12 protein-coding genes are annotated in these 15,027 nt (G+C 40.8%); 3 read left to right on the forward strand and 9 right to left on the reverse strand.

Annotation, left to right across the window (positions count from 1 at the left end; translation table 11 throughout):
- Positions 1–147: 147 nt before the first annotated feature.
- Entirely contained in the window at positions 148–2,181 is a 2,034-nt protein-coding gene (locus FA047_RS14315; protein ID WP_205943319.1) for an endonuclease/exonuclease/phosphatase family protein, read from the forward strand.
- A 33-nt stretch (positions 2,182–2,214) separates the two neighbouring features.
- On the opposite strand, the gene ybeY is transcribed toward FA047_RS14315, so the two are convergent.
- Both ybeY and FA047_RS14325 read right to left on the reverse strand, forming a co-directional pair.
- On the reverse strand, positions 2,215–2,652 hold the full coding sequence (gene ybeY, locus FA047_RS14320; RefSeq protein WP_136836764.1) for an rRNA maturation RNase YbeY: 438 nt from the start codon (positions 2,650–2,652) through the stop codon (positions 2,215–2,217).
- Positions 2,653–2,663: 11 nt separating this feature from the next.
- A complete protein-coding gene (locus FA047_RS14325) occupies positions 2,664–5,975 on the reverse strand; it encodes a DUF4175 family protein (protein ID WP_136836765.1) in 3,312 nt (1,103 codons plus the stop codon).
- 91 nt (positions 5,976–6,066) lie between these two features.
- Here FA047_RS14325 and FA047_RS14330 point away from each other — a divergent pair, with 91 nt between their 5' ends.
- A complete protein-coding gene (locus tag FA047_RS14330; protein WP_136836766.1) occupies positions 6,067–6,873 on the forward strand; it encodes a glycerophosphodiester phosphodiesterase in 807 nt (268 codons plus the stop codon).
- A 276-nt stretch (positions 6,874–7,149) separates the two neighbouring features.
- Here the strand turns inward: FA047_RS14330 and FA047_RS14335 are convergent, their stop codons facing one another.
- The 3 genes from FA047_RS14335 to FA047_RS14345 form a co-directional block, all read right to left on the reverse strand.
- The gene (locus FA047_RS14335; RefSeq protein ID WP_090993574.1) at positions 7,150–7,341 is read right to left on the reverse strand and encodes a cold-shock protein; all 192 of its coding nucleotides are present in this window, start codon (positions 7,339–7,341) and stop codon (positions 7,150–7,152) included.
- A 97-nt stretch (positions 7,342–7,438) separates the two neighbouring features.
- Positions 7,439–8,413: a hypothetical protein gene (locus tag FA047_RS14340; protein WP_136836767.1), complete on the reverse strand. Its 975-nt coding sequence runs from the start codon at positions 8,411–8,413 to the stop codon at positions 7,439–7,441.
- A gap of 16 nt (positions 8,414–8,429) precedes the next feature.
- Positions 8,430–9,671: an aspartyl protease family protein gene (locus FA047_RS14345; RefSeq protein WP_136836768.1), complete on the reverse strand. Its 1,242-nt coding sequence runs from the start codon at positions 9,669–9,671 to the stop codon at positions 8,430–8,432.
- Positions 9,672–9,817: 146 nt separating this feature from the next.
- Between FA047_RS14345 and FA047_RS14350 the strand changes: the two genes are divergently transcribed.
- Positions 9,818–11,044 carry a D-alanyl-D-alanine carboxypeptidase/D-alanyl-D-alanine-endopeptidase gene (locus FA047_RS14350; RefSeq protein ID WP_225872743.1) on the forward strand — a complete coding sequence of 409 codons (1,227 nt, stop codon included), beginning with the start codon at positions 9,818–9,820 and terminating at the stop codon, positions 11,042–11,044.
- Here the strand turns inward: FA047_RS14350 and FA047_RS14355 are convergent, their stop codons facing one another.
- The 4 genes from FA047_RS14355 to porX form a co-directional block, all read right to left on the reverse strand.
- Positions 11,045–11,743 (reverse strand): M15 family metallopeptidase, encoded by a 699-nt coding sequence (locus FA047_RS14355; protein ID WP_136836770.1) that lies wholly within the window; start codon positions 11,741–11,743, stop codon positions 11,045–11,047.
- 7 nt (positions 11,744–11,750) lie between these two features.
- Positions 11,751–12,977: an alanine dehydrogenase gene (locus FA047_RS14360; protein WP_136836771.1), complete on the reverse strand. Its 1,227-nt coding sequence runs from the start codon at positions 12,975–12,977 to the stop codon at positions 11,751–11,753.
- 63 nt (positions 12,978–13,040) lie between these two features.
- Positions 13,041–13,457, reverse strand: coding sequence for a tRNA (adenosine(37)-N6)-threonylcarbamoyltransferase complex ATPase subunit type 1 TsaE (gene tsaE, locus FA047_RS14365; RefSeq protein ID WP_136836772.1), 417 nt, complete (start codon positions 13,455–13,457; stop codon positions 13,041–13,043).
- 2 nt (positions 13,458–13,459) lie between these two features.
- Positions 13,460–15,013 carry a T9SS response regulator signal transducer PorX gene (gene porX, locus FA047_RS14370; RefSeq protein ID WP_136836773.1) on the reverse strand — a complete coding sequence of 518 codons (1,554 nt, stop codon included), beginning with the start codon at positions 15,011–15,013 and terminating at the stop codon, positions 13,460–13,462.
- Positions 15,014–15,027 lie beyond the last annotated feature (14 nt).

Here is a 15,027-nt window from a genome sequence, read left to right on the forward strand (position 1 = left end):
CGATATTATATAAGAAACTACCTGCAAAAGTACGGAATTAATAAAATATAATTTTACCTTCGATAAAGTGTATTTATATTAAACTTAGTGTAGTTATAGTTAACTGTCGTTGCTTTCTTTATGAATCCCCTAAAATTTATAATCTTAATGGCCGTAATGTGCTCGTATACAGTGGTTAAGTCTCAAATCCAATCGAGTACTCCTGCAGCTAAAGGAAATATGGCGCTGCATCTGGATGGCGCGGATAATAATCCCTGCATTGGAATGGATATCATCAAACCTAGCTGGACAGTAGAAGCGTGGATAAAGGGAAATGATGCTCAATGGAAAGCCATGGAAACGATCATTGGCGCGGGAGAATATGGAGATGTTAATGAGGTGGACACGGTGACTATAGGTCTGAAGAATGGCAGGTTATTCAGTGCAAAAGCGGATCTCTATGGCGCAAAAGTATTAGATGATAAATGGCACCATGTTGCTTTGAGTAATGATGGAAAGCACAGCCGGTTGTATCTGGACGGGAATCTTATCGCCACTTCAACGGCATCTTTTTCTATACTTCCAGGAACTATTGGTGCGTACAATAAGAGCGCTAATACTTTCGGCGGATTGATAGATGAGGTTAGAATCTGGGAAAAGGCGCTGTCTGGGGATCTCCTAAAAAAGTGGGCTTACATGCCATTGAATTCAAAGCACCCTCATTATAAAAGCCTGAAAGCATATTACAATTTTGATGCAATGAGCGACGATGTGTGTATAAATCTTGTCGGAAAAGGGCACCAGGCTTATCATATGAGAAATACGAGGCTTGATTATAAAGGAAAATTGCCTTTGGCTAAACTGGCGGCGAACGATAACGGCTTGTTCAACGTTCCCGTAATAAAAGACCAAATATTTAATGCCGTAAGTATTCAGAGTGAGTGGGATGCCGACCAGGGAAGTAAAAACGACCAGATTCTAAAATTAAGAATTGTGGTCAATGAAACTGATCGGGTCATTAAACTTACTGGTTTAAAATTGGACCTGTCGGGTACTACATCACTAAGTGATCTTAAAGGAATTCATGTTTATCACGCAGGGAGCGCCGCAAGAGATAACTCAAGAATACCTTTGTTTGAGGGTAATATCACCCCCCGTAGAAATATCATTTTGAAATCTGAACAAGCAAAATCAGTCAGGCTGAAGAAAGGTATAAACTACCTGCTGGTCACTTTTGATGTTTCCAAAGACGCAATTCCAGGAAATGTACTGCACGCAAATATATCCTCATTTTCTTTGAACGGAATAAGCCATATGCCAGAAGAAAGTAAGGACTGCGAACCAAAAAAGATTACCGTAAATTCAACCGCGAATCCTGATTTCCTTAAAGTTCTTCAATGGAATATCTGGCATGGCGGCGTCCATATGGGGGATAATGGAAGGAATCGCATTAAGGACCTGATCAGAAGCACCAATGCAGATCTGATTACCATGCAAGAAGCCTACGGATCACAGCAGATGCTGGCGGATTCTTTAGGGTTTTTCATGCAGACACCATCATCTTCAGCTAATTTGGCATTGTTTAGCCGATATCCAATAGAGAAGCAGCCATCGAACGATAACTTCAAGGCAAATACGGCTCTTCTGAGGCTCCCAAATAAAAAAGCGGTCTTGGTGTCCGATTGGTGGCTGAGGTATGCTTACAGGCCGGCATACACTGTTGAATATCTAAATAAAGGGCTTGATCCAATTAAATGGATTGAAGAAGATAAGCAATTCGGCTATAAAGACGCAATGGCTAATCTGGAAAAAGACATTGAGCCCTTATTGAAGAAAGAAGATCCCGCGGTTATTATTGGCGGAGATTTTAATTCAGGAAGTCATAAGGACTGGACTACGAGAGCCGCCGCGCTGCACAATGGCTATGGTCCCGTAGCGATGCCAGTATCGCAGTTGATGACTGAAAAGGGATATACTGACAGTTTCAGGCAATTAAATCCAGATGAACTAAAAAATCAGGGAGGTACTTTCGCTACAATATTTGGCCACCTTCAAACCTCCAGAATTGATTATGTCTACTATAAGGGAAAAGGACTTAAAGCTTTATCGTCCAAAATCATTAGATCAGCACCTGAAATAGACGATGTTTGGCCATCTGACCATGCCGCTGTGTTGACTGTTTTTGATACTTCCGCGAAGTAAAAAGTGATATCTCTTCCGCCCTTTCGCCAGAATTTATTCTGCGCTTTCAACCAACAGCAGAGAAAGGTACTGATCTTCCTTTTCCGTCATCTGAACTTTTGCCGCTTTACCTTTGTCTTTGTAGCCCAAAAGATGAAGTGTGCCATGGATCATCACCCGATGTAGTTCAGTTTCCGGAGCATGCTTATATGTCGATGCGTTTTCTTTTATTCGCTCTATGCTGATAAAAATGTCGCCTACGATCGTTTTAGGCGCCTCAGAGTTGTCAAAAGTAATCACGTCGGTATAGGTGTCGTGATCCAGGTATTCCTGGTTTATACGCAGTAGATATTCGTCAGAACACAATATAAAATTTAGTTCCTCAAGTCTGTAGCCTTCCGCGATAATGGTATCTTTTATCCATTTTTTAAGAATGGTCTTTTTCTTGAGGGTGTGTTTTATGTCTTCTGTGAAAAAATTAACTACTGGCATGCCTTTGAATTTTATTGGGCCGAATTTAGTAATTTAAAGTATTCTGCAATCTTATTTTTATAGTAGTAGTTCAGGTTTGGAGGAAGTTTCTGAAGCCATTCTGTCTCTGATTGTTGCATCTTTTTAAACTTCTCCATCATTTGTTTATAGGAAGGAGGGAAGTCCTTTGCTGCCTTACTTTCTCTTTTTGAATCCTGATCCTGTTCACGTTCTGCTTTTTCAGCATCAAGGAGCTTGGTCAGCAATTCTTTCTGACGATTCATAGTTTCCTGTTGTATTCGTTTATTAACCAGGTCGTTCTCTGTAGCCTTCATGTCTTCAATCGTTTTATTCAGATCTCCGAGTTTCCCTTTGCCGTCTTTATTGTCTTCCCTGTTTATTTTTTGCAGTGCTTCTCTGATCATTTGTTGCTGCTGGGCCATTTTGCCAAATTCCTGGCTCATCTGTCCTTTGGGCACTTTACCCTGATTTCCACTTTTCTGCATTTCCTGACGTGCTTTCTGCATGTTATCATTCAGCTGCTGCTGCATTTGCTGCAATTGTTTCATGCTTTGCTTTTTGCTCTTTCCGCCAGAGGAGGGGTTCTTCGCCATATTTTGCAGCTGGTCCAGAGCCTCATTCAGCATCAGCGAAAGGTTGTTGATGGAAGTCATGGCATATTGCTGGTTCCTGTTTGCCGAAGAAGTAATTCGTTCTCCGAGATTTTCCAGCGCTTTATCCATGTTGAAATTAATCTTCTGCATTTCTTCATTCACTGTGGATTCAATCTGCGGAACTCTTTTGCTTAGCGCAAACAAACTGTCGGCGATGGTCTTCATGTTGTCCTTAATGCTGCGTTGTTTTTGAACGTTTGCAGTATATAAAGGATCACTGCTGCTCATGTTTTTCAAGCTGAGCATTACTTTTTCCTGATCAAAAGAAGTGTTCAATAGGTTTTCCAACAACTGGCGCAGCTCCCGGGCATTCAGATTGTTCTCCATTTCTTCCGATTGTTGCTGCATTTCCTTCATTTCCTGAGCGAGTTTTTCCATCTCCTCTCCAGCTTTTTGCTGATCCTTCGCCGCTTCATTTTTATTGTTTTGTTTCAGGTTGTTTTCACTGGATTTTTGCTGCTCCTTGATGCTTTCAGTTTTCTTTTCAGGGTTCTTAAAAGAGTTTGGTCTTTCCAGATCTTTATTTTTCTCGTCCAGCTTTTCCATGTCTTTTTTCAGGTCTTCAAAGTCTTCAGATATTTTTTGCTGTTCTTCTTTTTGCTTAGTGGCGGAAGCATCTTTATCGGCGGTTTTTGCAGCCTGTTCCTTTTGCTGTTTAGTGAGCTCGTCCAGTTTATCAATGTTCTTTTGAAGGTTTTGCTCGAACTCCAGTTGTTTATATAGCTCCAATATGCGATCCAGCTCATTTTTGAGCGATTTATTGTCCATCTGCATTTTAGAAAGCTCATTCTGAGTTTGGTCCTTGTTATTCTCGTCCATCAGATTTTGAAGCTTTTCCAGCAATTCTTTTGTTTTTTCGTCTAAAACATTTTTGAACAGGTCGTCTATCTGTTTTTGTTTTTCGGCCAATTCCTCTTTTATGGCATTGTTTTCTTCCTTTTCAAAGGTGTTTTTCTTGTTCAGCTCCTTGATTTCCTTTACGGCCTCTTCAAGCTGTTTTTGCTTCTCCAGCAATTGCTCCACCTGCTTTTTGTCATCAAAAGAAAGCTGTTTCTTATCCAGCAGGGTTTCTCCAAGCTTCTTACTTTCCTTCTCTACGGTGGAGGCAAGTTTAATTGCCTTCTCCATTTTCTGCTTTAAGATTGCACTCCCCTGATCCAGTTTTTCTGTTACTTGTCTTTCGGTTGGAACCTCCAGTATTTTAATGTCAGATTTAGTGTTTTTGGGGCCGTTTACGCCGTCATTGTCGGCAACCTCAAAGTAGTACTCCAAAACTTGTCCGGGCTTAATAGCGACCTCGTTTAAATTCCAAAAATAGAAGAAGGTATTTTCCTGGCTGTTCCTTTTAACAGAGATAGATTTGGCAACGGTGCTTTTTAAGCTGCCGTTCTCCTTGATATTGTAGTGGAGTTTCAGCGAAGAGAAGCCGTGATCATCAGCAATTGTACCAGAAAAGTAAAGTGCTTTACTGCTCAGGGAGTCGGCAGTTTCCATAACAGAAATGGTAGGAAAAGCATCTTTAATCACTGTTATTTGATGCTTAAGGGAGTCCTTGCTCTTGATAAACTTGTTTCCTGGAATGATCATGTAGGCCATATTAGCCAATATCCTGCTGCTGAAGGAGAAGTTGTTTTCCGCTGCAGACAGCAGATATGCTTTGCTGGCCAAAATAAAGGTAAGCTCGCTGCTGTTCTCTGTATTTAGCGCCCAGGTTACAGCCGTGCCTTCCGGGATTAGCAGGTCTCCCGCATTTTGAATGGTTTCGGTCTGTTTGTTCAGATATGCCGGATAATTTAACCTGGCAGAAATGTTGAGTACAGCAGGCCTTGGTTTTACTTCAATCAGGTAGGATGTAGAATTGAATCCGCCGGCTGAGAACTGTATTTTTTTATTCTTTTGAAGGTTTTTAAAGGTGTATCTAAACTTGGTTGTGTTCTCCTTCTCCAGCTTATAAGAGTTTACGCCATCCGAAATGTACACATCCTGAGGGATTTCGTCTCCCTTTAGTTTCAGGTTTATGGTTACATCTTCGCCCTGTGAGTAGATCAGTTTTCTGTTTAAAAGCTCGAAATCAAAAGGTGCTTTTGGTAGAATCTCTTTACTATACTGAACGAAACTACTGGTTCCTTCTTTTAAGATAGAAGGAGCAATGATAGCGATAAGGATAATGACTGAAAAAGGAAAAAGTAGGTATTTTATATACTTTTTATTCTCATTTAAGCGAATGGCGCTGGTAAAAGGAATAGGCCTCAGTTCCGTGATTTTCTGATCAATGCCGGCAAGGATGAGCATACTGTTTTCCGGGTTTTGATCTGCCAGGGTCTTTAACTGAAGGGTGTTGATCAGTTTGTCTTTAACATTAAAGAAATGACCTCCGATTAGGTTTGCCGCCTGTTCTATGCTCAGGTTTTTGCCCAGATGAAAATAAGACAGCGCGGGTTTTATTATCCAGAAATAAATGGAGAGCAGGGCCGTAAGTACAAACGAGAAAAAAAGGAACGTTTTAATACCTACACCCGGATTGGCATAATAAACCAGGAGGAACAGCAAAAGGTACAAGGCAAGCAATAACGCAGCAGAATATATGCTTCCACGCAAAAGTTTATTGAGGTAAAACTTTTGTATAAACTCATTAATCTTTGAAATTAAAAGGTCGTAATTGCTATTCATTAGATTTCTGAATGAGAAATAAAGTTAAAAAATAACTTGAAGAAAACATTTATATATTCTCTAATGCTTATTTTAGTAGAAAGTATTTAATATGAAAGCTTCAATTTTAGCACTTACCTTAATGTCATTGGTTACAAAAGATATCGCAACGGAGCCCTCAGCTATACCTGCTGGTTCATGGAATAAAAACCAGGTAATAGCACACCGGGGCGCCTGGAAAAAAAACAAACTTCCTGAGAACTCCATCGCATCATTGAAAGAAGCTATACGTATTGGCTGCTATGGCTCCGAGTTTGATGTTCATATGACCGTTGATAGCGTTCTGGTTGTCAATCATGACGCTGATTTTCAGGCATTGCACATTTCGAAGGTAACTTATCAGGAGCTGCTTACAAAAAAGCTCTCCAACGGCGAAAATATTCCGACATTGGAGAGTTATCTCAAAGCGGGGATTAAACAGAAGAAAACCAAATTGATACTGGAAATAAAACCTTCAAACGTAAGTCAGGATTGGGATGCGGAGTTGGCTGTGCGATCTGTAGCAATGGTTAAAAAACTTAAGGCAGAGGCTTGGGTAGATTACATCAGTTTTGGATATGATATTTTGCAAAAAGTACTTGCAATAAATCCAAAAGCAAACGTGGCTTATTTAAAGGGAGATGTCCCTCTTGAAAAGCTGAAGCAGGACGGGTTTTATGGCGCTGATTACCACTTCAGTGTGTACCAGAAGGGGGAATGGTTTTTAAAAGCAAAAGAACTTGGCCTGACTATTAATGCCTGGACGGTAAATGAAATTGCAGATATGGAGTGGCTTTTAAAAAGTAAAATAGAATTCATTACCACTAATGAACCAGAAATCCTGCTAGAACTCATCCAGGAGAAAAAGAAACAGCAATAATTATTTTTGGCCGGTAAGGACTGTTGCTCAGATGAAGATAAGCTCGGGCCTGAGTTATGGTGCGAGCAGCTTGATCGAAGTGTATCTGCAGGGTGAGTCCACGTTTTTACTGGGGAAAGGTGGACTCATGGTGGACTCATGGTGCACTCATAGTGCACTCACTTAGAACGAGGGTCGAACAGCGCCCAACCGCGAGGGCTTTAAAGCACAACAAAAAATTATGCAAAAAAAAGGGACTACCTAAGTAGTCCCTTGTACAATTTATGTCTTTATAATCTAGATTACTTTAACATTAACCGCGTTCAAGCCTTTTTTTCCGCTCTCAACATCGTATTCAACTTTGTCATTCTCACGGATTTCATCGATAAGGCCTGTTGAATGTACAAAGATTTCGCTATCTCCGTTTGCAGGGATAATGAATCCGAAACCTTTAGTTACATTAAAAAATTTTACTGTTCCTTCTTGCATTGTATTATTTATTAAAAAATTAAGTGTGCAATGTACATATTATTTTTTATTAAAAGACAAATGCTTCATTTTTTGATAAATATAAACACCAAGGCAATTATTTGCCCGCTTTTTTGCCTACAACAACCAGGTTTATTTCGCTGGAATGAGGTATTCCAAGAGTAGTTCCGGGAACGATTTTTAAGAGATTGCGGAGGTAAATATCGATGATGGATTTTACTATTTTTCTCCTTGATTCCTCCAATTCAGGTAAAGAATTATAGAAGGAGACGAGGTGAATATTTCCTTGTGCGTCGACAATTACCTTGATGTCATAGGCAAAGTCCTGGTATGCCTTTTTTATCTCTATCCTGTATTTCGGAAACAAGTAATCAAATGCTACAGTCCTGCCACTGAATTCGTCTACTGTACTTTTCTTTTCTACCTTCATCAGAGGGCTGGTTGAAATGAATTGTGCGGGTTGTCTGCCGGCAAATGTTTTGCTGGTATCGGTAGGGGCCTGGTTAGATTTTTCGGCCAGCATCCGGATAAATACCGTATCGGCACTATTCGGCTTTTGAAGCTCCCCGGGTGTTGTTTTTAGGATGTTTTTAATGTAAGAATCGGCATAAAAAATCATATTTACGTCTGACTTGACGCCGTTATCGATTTGTTTTCTGTCTACCTGAAGTCTCTGGAAAACCAGGCTGTCTTTTGTGGCCTTTTTAATTCGGAAGTACTCTTTTGCAAAATTGTATACATCTCCGTGATCATACATCAGGAAGAAAGGCAACATTCTTTTTTTTACGGGGCTATAGGCTTTTACAGTGTCATTGGACTGGAATTCAAGGATCCAGGAAGGTTCTTGTTGAAACCCTATTTTATCAAATGACAATCCATTACTAAAGCGGCGCCTTACTTCGGTATACCTGATGCCGATAATGTGATCAAAATTTAGCCGCTCTTTGGGTGTTTCTTCTTCGGATTTATCTTTTGCTTTTGTATTCGCTTTTTGTTCTTTGTGATCAGATCCGCAGGAGCTTAATAAAAAGATGAAACTTAGGTAAAGTAGTGAACGGTATAATTTTGTCATGGGCAAAACTAAAAATTTATATTCGTTTCTTCAATTTTATCGTTTTAATGAGGAGTTCTCCTTTTCTGTTTATCGCTATGTACAAGGTTTTTCCGTTTTCCATTCTCAGGAATTTGGAAACATCGTTTAAGGTCATGGTGCCCGCAGTCATGAAATTAATGGACAGGATTTCATCGTCTACCAGGAGCCCGGCCTCTACGGCAGGGGATTCCGGTTCAATTCTGCTGATAAAAAACCTTTTGGTGAGGGCATCATCAACGAATATTTCCATGCCGGACATGTCGTGTTCGAATGGTCTCCTGAAGTTATAGTTTCGCTTCAGGTACATGAAGTTGTTGTTGTAATCGAAGGTAATGTTGAAACGGGTGAGGATTTCTGCGCCGAGATTCCCATTTCGGTTTAAAAACAAAGTTTTTCTGGCGGCATTGTCATAGTCGGGGTAAGAAGAAATTACGTCATTTAAAATGAAACTGCCTACTCTCAGAGAAGGGATCCTTGCAACACTACCGCTTATGGGGCCGCTGAGGCCTATTCCAAGATTCGCTTTTATAGATGCCGTTGGGATTGGAAATGGGTTTTCGTCTAATGTCTCCAAAGATATCGCATGGCTTGCCCCATTGTCTATAACCACTTTAAGCGATCTGGTGCCGAGTCCGGGAATATCCATATGAACAGACATATAAGGCTTATTGTTAAATATTTCTATCGGAATGGCTTCTCCCTCAATTCTCCTTTTGGTTTCGGGTCTGTGAAATTTAAGTCTTCGGCCGGTATAATTTAGCTCTACCACAAAGCTGTTGAAGAAGTAGTAGCCCAAGAGTCCGTGAATTGGAACTCCTACATAACTGGATAGGGCGAATACATCTTCCTTCAGAATAGCGGTTGGGATATTTTCGATTTCAGCTTTACCTATTTTGGCATAGATCTCATTGGAAATAAAAGCATCTATTTCAAGGCCTTTACCCAAGCCATTCATCTTCACGGGGCGTAATTTCTTTAGATTTAAATCTTTGACAATGGAGGTGTCGGTGATGATTAATGGACCGACACCTGTGTCCAGGATGAAATTAAAAGGGCCGTTTCCATTAATATACAAGGGAACAATAACAAGGTTTCGGACAAGATTAAAGTTTATGGTTTGGTTTTTTCTATCTCCGGAAAATTCAAATTGCTGGGCATTGACGTGATTTACGACCAAGGATAGGGTGATAGCTGAAATGAAAAGAATCTTAAATAAAAAGAAACTAACAGCACGCATAAGGGGATCATTTAAACTAATTTAATAAATTAGTTGTCAGTATGTATAAAGCGACTGCAAAAAATAAATTAAAAGAAGTATTAATTCTTGTTTCTTTATGGGGTTTAATATTGGGCTGTTCTACGGAACGTAAAATTTCGCGGAAGATGAGCCTATTTTTGAAGCAGTCTGAAGTGCTTAAAAAACATCATGTGGGCTTAGCAGTGTACGATTTAGCTGGGCGAAAGATGATTTATGAAAGAAATTCAGGTCAATATTTTATCCCGGCTTCCAATACCAAACTGCTTACTTTTTATACGAGTTTAAAAATGCTTCAGGATTCGGTGGTTGGGATCAGGTACATGATCCGCAATGACTCGCTGATATTTTGGGGGACGGGAGACCCATCGTTTTTACAGTCAAGATTAAAATCGGAAAAAGTGCTGCAATTTTTAAAAGGATCAGATAAGAAACTGTTTTTCTCAACAGGACGGTATACCGGGGCATTCTATGGAAGGGGTTGGGCATGGGACGATTATAACGATTATTACCAGTCAGAACTCACGGAACTGCCAATAATGGACAACCTGATGACGATGAGGAGCCAGAAAGGCGCTTTAACGATCAGTCCGGATCTATTTATAGACGCTGTGGTTCCTGACACCATGCGGAAAGACACTGTTTTTAAAGTGATCAGAACACAGCGCGGGAATCATTTCGGGTATCCTGCTAAAGCAGCCCCCCGGAATTATATACAGCAGGTGCCCTATAAAACATCGCCGGAGCTCACCAAAGCTTTGCTGGAAAGTCTTTTAGGGAAACCTGTCGGTTTGGTATCAATGAAAATCCCTGAGAAGAGCAAGGCGATTTACAGTGAAAAAAGAGATTCTGTCCTGAAGGAAATGCTGATTCCCAGCGATAATTTTATTGCAGAACAGTTGTTACTGCTGTGTGCTGATCAGGCTGGGCTGGAGATGAATACAGAAACGGTAATCGCGTATGCGAGAAAAAATTATTTGAATAACCTGCCCGATGCACCGGTATGGGTGGATGGATCCGGATTATCAAGATATAACCTGATCACGCCCAGGGATTTGGTGACTTTACTGGCGGAGATTTACGGAGTGGTAGGAGATTCAGGAAAACTCTACAATATGCTTCCTGCGGGAGGAAAGTCGGGAACATTAAAAAATGCTTATCCAAAGACAGACCATCCTTTTGTTTTTGGTAAAACAGGGACTTTATCCAACAATTATTGTCAGAGTGGTTATGTCATCACCAGGAAGAATCGGACTTACATCTTTTCGTTTATGAACAATAATTTTGTGACTGCTACGGCGGATGTCAGAAGGGAGATTGAAAGGGTGATTACCTATCTCCATGATCATTATTGATTACAGCTTTTCGAAGGGGATATCCATTAACGGGTAGTTTTTCCAGCCTACGAAATCGAAATGCCACCATTCATGAGCGATGACCCTGAAACCATGTTTTTGCATGACAGAGATCAGCATTTCGCGGTTTTTAATGACGTTAGGCGGCAATTTTGAATAATTGGCTGCTGCGGCCGCCTGAAAGCTGTCATAAGGAGTTGGCATCTGAATTTCCTTTCCTGTTTTTAGGTTTATCAATGTGAGGTCAATTGCGCAACCGCGGTTGTGTTTAGAACCTTTTTTCGGATCAGCGACGAAACGTTTGTCGCTCGCTTTTTCATAAAAAGCAAGGGTCACTGCGTATGGTCTGTAAGCGTCAAATATCTTTAGGCCATATCCTTTTGTGTTTAATTCGGACTGGATCTTTTTTAGCTGTTCTGCAACAGGTTTTCTGGCAAATGCACGTGCTTGTTTATACATGACCTCCTTCATAAAGTTGTTTTTGGAGGCATATCTTATATCTAGGACAATATTGGGAATGACTTTCTTGAGTTCAACAAGTTTATAACCTGGAGTTGATTGGTATGAAGTTGAATATTCCTGAAATGAGCTGATGATTTTCAGGCCATATGGATTTTCGGAATTTTGCTGAGCAAGGCAAATAAAGCCGCTTAGCACAATGTAAAAAAAGAAGGCTATAAGATAAGCAAGGCTTTTCATGGGATTGTTACTGATTGGCCGCAACCAAAAGTTCAATGTCTTTAAAAGGCAGGTTGAACATGCTGGCCAGGTCTTTATTCGTCAAGTGCCCCTGATAAATGTAGAGCGCCTCCCTGATTCCGGGTTTATTCCACACCACATTCATCAGGCCTCCCATATCGCCAATGTCGACAAGGATTGGTGAAAAGATATTGGTAAGGGCATAAGAAGCAGTCCTGGGTACTCTGGAAGCGATATTTGGCACACAATAGTGGATGACATCATATTTCCTAAACACAGGATCTTTATGATTGGTCACTTTAGAGGTTTCAAAGCAGCCTCCCTGATCAATGCTGACATCTATGACAACCGAATTTGGTTTCATACGGCTGACTGTTTCTTCCATGATGATGCAGGGACTACGTCCATGAGAGGCTCTGATAGCCCCGATTACCACATCACAGGTAACAATCGCTTTTTCCAATACGATAGGCTGCATTACTGACGTGAACACCCTGCTTCCAAGGTTATTTTGAAGGCGTCTAAGGCGATAAATAGAGCTGTCGAACACTTTCACTTCTGCTCCCAGCGACAAGGCAGTTCTGGCTGCGTATTCGCCGACAGTACCCGCGCCCAGGATGACGATCTCGGTAGGCGGCACCCCTGTAAATCCACCCAGCATGAGGCCTTTTCCTCCGGTTACATTGCTTAGGTATTCAGCGGCGATAAAAATTGATGTAGCTCCGACAATTTCGCTCATTGCCCGCACTACGCTCAGGATATTGCCTTCATCGCGGAGATTTTCAAAACAGAGGGCATTTATCTTTTTGTTTAGCAAGGCTTTGAGGTAGCTTTCTTTCAATTCTCCCATTTGAAGCGCTGATATGAGGGTTTGGCCTTTGTGCATGAGGCCTACTTCTTCTATCGTGGGCGGCGCAATTTTTACGAGAATATCAGCATCAAAAACATCCTTTTTGTTGAAAGAAATGATGGCACCCTGTTCGCTGTAATCATTGTCGGAGAAATTGGCACCAACTCCGGCCCCACTTTCAATGATGACTTTATGCCCATTGTGTACCAGCAATGCAACTGACAGCGGGGTTAATGCGATCCTGTTTTCCTGAAAGGAAATCTCTTTCGGAATGCCAATGTAGAGGCTGTTGTTTTTTTGTTGTGTTTCTGACATTGCCTCCTTGGGTTGTACCAAACCTTTCTGGGCAATAGCGGCCATACCTTCGCGTAATCCTGTAGCCATTTTGTTTAAATGATTTTTTCTTGAAATTAAGAAAAATTACGATAAACAGTCAAAAAAAAGACCTTATATTTTTGAAACTGAGAGCATTCGTTCGTTTTCGTTTACGGTAAAGATTTCAACCTTGATGTAGCTTTCGGGCAATAATTCCTGAATTTTCTCCGGCCATTCTATGAAACAGGTGTGGCCCGAATAAAAATACTCTTCATAGCCAATGTCGTATGCTTCCTGTATGGATTTGATACGATAGAAATCAAAATGATAGATAACATCTTCGCCCGCTACATACTCATTTACAATGGAGAAGGTGGGGCTGGATACAGTATCCAGTACGCCAAGGGCGGCGGCAATGGCTTTGATGAAGGTAGTTTTCCCGGCACCCATATCACCTTCAAATATAAAGAACTTATTGTCCCCGGCGAAGCTGAGCAGAGATTGGGCGGCTTCGTCGAGGTCTGACAAACGGTTTACTTTTATTTTCATGTTTATCTCGAACTATAAGTCGCTATTGGAATGATCATTTCTTCCAGGGAAATGCCCCCATGCTGGAAAGTTTCATTGTAGTAGTTTACAAATTGGTTATAGTTATTCTGGTACACAAAATAGCGGTCTTCTTTTGCAAATATATAATTTGAACTGATGTTGATCTTCGGCAATTGTGCCTCATGAGGATTTTTGATCAGAAACACTTCTTTTGCATTGAAATTCAAATTCCTGCCTTGTTTATAACGGAGATTGCTATTGGTATTCCTATCTCCAATAACTTTGCTCGGATGTTTTACCCTGATGGTTCCATGGTCTGTTGTGATGACCAGCTTCACATTTTTCTGCGCTATTTTTTTCAGTAGTTCCATTAAGGGAGAGTGTTCAAACCAGGATAGTGTGAGTGAACGGTATGCGGCGTCATCATTTGCGAGCTCACGGATCATCTGCATGTCTGTGCGGGCATGAGAAAGCATATCGACAAAGTTGTATACAATGGCATTGAATTCGTTTTGCAGGAGATTGTTGACCTGCTCATTGAGGGCCTTTCCATCGTCGTAGGTCAGTATTTTATTGTAGCTGAACTTACAGTCTTTGCGCAGGCTTCTTTTGATCTGATCGGCAAGAAATGCTCCTTCATGCATGTTTTTCCCTCCCTCGTCATCATCGTTTTGCCAAAGTCCCGGGAATCTTCTTTCCATTTCAAGAGGCATTAAGCCTGAAAATATGGCATTACGCGCATATTGTGTAGCTGTAGGCAGGATACTGGAATAAGTATCTTCCTCATCCATGCGGAAATGTTCGGTAATCAATGGGTTGATGATCCTCCATTGATCGTAGCGCAGGTTATCGATGAGAATAAAAAAAACAGGAACATTGTTGTTGATCAGCGGAAATACTTTCTTTTTCAATAGTTCATTGGACAGCAGAGGAGCTTTTCCTTTGCCATTTACCCAGCCCAGATAGTGGTCTTCTATGAATTTTGAAAACTGCATATTGGCTTCTGACTTTTGCATGGTTAGAATTTCATGCATCTGCGGATCGTCAAGCTTTTCAAGTTCTAATTCCCAAAATACCAGCTTTTTATATACCTCAACCCACTCCTCATAGCTTAACCGGTCATTCAATGTCATGCCCAGTCTTCTGAAATCCTGCTGGTAAGCCATAGATGTTTTTTCACTAACCAGGCGTTTATTGTCGCGTATTTTCTTGATAGTTAACAACACTTGTTTAGGATTAACCGGCTTGATCAGGTAATCATCTATTTTAGAGCCGATGGCATCCTCCATCAGGTTTTCTTCTTCGCTTTTGGTAATTAGAACGACGGGGACGTCACTTCTTATATTTTTAATGGCAGTAAGTGTTTCCAGGCCACTCATTCCAGGCATGTTCTCATCAAGAAACACAAGGTCAAAGTGTTCTTTGCCAAAGGCTTCCAGCGCGTCATTACCATTGGTGTAAGTAGTGACATGGTAGCCCTTTTCGTTGAGTAATAATATGTGTGGTTTTAATAAGTTGATCTCATCATCGGCCCATAAAATCTTGGTTTCCTGCATTATGATTTTTATAA

Origin of the sequence: Pedobacter frigoris, from assembly GCF_005116445.1 — a bacterium.
In the GTDB taxonomy this organism is placed as follows: Bacteria; Bacteroidota; Bacteroidia; order Sphingobacteriales; family Sphingobacteriaceae; genus Pedobacter; species Pedobacter frigoris.